Raw genomic sequence first — 1,342 nt, forward strand, 5'->3', positions numbered from 1 at the left:
AACCCATGCACGCCCAGGTGCGCGCCGGTGGCCTTGGCGGCGCGCTGCGCAGCCACCTTCAGCGGGTCGATCAGGTCGTAGTTGACGCCGGCCTGTTCGTAGCTGAGCGTGTCGGGGGAAGCAGCGGTGGATTTCATCGGGAGCAGAGGGTCGATGGCGGGGCGGTCGGAGGTCGGCGCGGCCGCCGAAACCGCGATTATCGGGTACCACCGGGCCCCGTAGAATGCCCCGATGTCCTATCTCGTCCTGGCCCGCAAATACCGCCCGCGTGACTTCGAAGGCCTCGTCGGCCAGGAGCACGTCGTGCAGGCGCTGGCCAACGCGCTCACGCAGCAGCGCCTGCACCACGCCTACCTGTTCACCGGCACGCGCGGCGTCGGCAAGACCACCGTCTCGCGCATCCTCGCTAAATCGCTCAACTGCACCGGCGCCGACGGGCAGGGCACCATCACCGCCCACCCCTGCGGCGTCTGCGATGCCTGCCGCGACATCGACAGCGGCCGCTTCGTCGACTACGTCGAGCTCGATGCCGCCTCCAACCGCGGCGTCGAAGAGATCTCGCAGCTGCTCGACCAGGCCGTCTACAAGCCGGTGGTCGGCCGCTTCAAGGTCTACATGATCGACGAAGTCCACATGCTGTCGAACACCGCGTTCAACGCGATGCTCAAGACGCTCGAGGAGCCGCCCGAGTACCTCAAGTTCGTCCTCGCCACCACCGATCCGCAGAAGGTGCCGCCCACCGTGCTGTCGCGCTGCCTGCAGTTCAACCTGCGGCCGATGGCGCCGCAGACGGTGCAGGAGCACCTCGCCACCGTGCTCGGCGCCGAGCAGATCGAGGCCGAGCCCGGCGCGCTGCGGCTGCTGGCGYGCGCCGCGCGCGGCTCGATGCGCGATGCGCTGTCGCTCACCGACCAGGCCATCGCCTTCGGCGCCGGTGCCTTGCTCGAAGCGGGCGTGCGCCAGATGCTCGGCGCGGTCGACCGCAGCCACGCGGTGCGGCTGGTCGAGGCCCTGGCCGCCGGCGACGGCGCCGACGTGGTCGCCACGGTCGATGGGCTGCGCTCGCTCGGCTTGTCGTGCAGCGGCACGCTCGAAGAGATCGCCACGCTGCTGCAGCAGATGGCCGTGCTGCAGGCCGTGCCGGCCGCGGCCGACGAGGCCGATCCCGACACGCCCGCCATCCAGCGCCTGGCCGCGCTGCTGGCGCCCGACGAGACGCAACTGCTCTACAGCATCGTGCTGCACGGCCGCGCCGAGCTGGGCCTGGCGCCCGACGAATACAGCGGCCTCGTGATGGTGCTGCTGCGCCTGCTGGCCTTCAAGCCGGGTGGCACGCCGGCCC

Annotated in this window: 1 protein-coding gene; it reads left to right on the forward strand. The window is 70.7% G+C overall.

Features of this window, described 5'->3' with window-relative positions:
- Positions 1–231 precede the first annotated feature (231 nt).
- Positions 232–1,342: DNA polymerase III subunit gamma/tau (gene dnaX, locus AC1D01_RS34905; protein ID WP_477874129.1), on the forward strand; the 1,111-nt coding region annotated here is incomplete at its 3' end.

It is taken from the genome of Rhizobacter sp. P3_B12, from assembly GCF_056402895.1.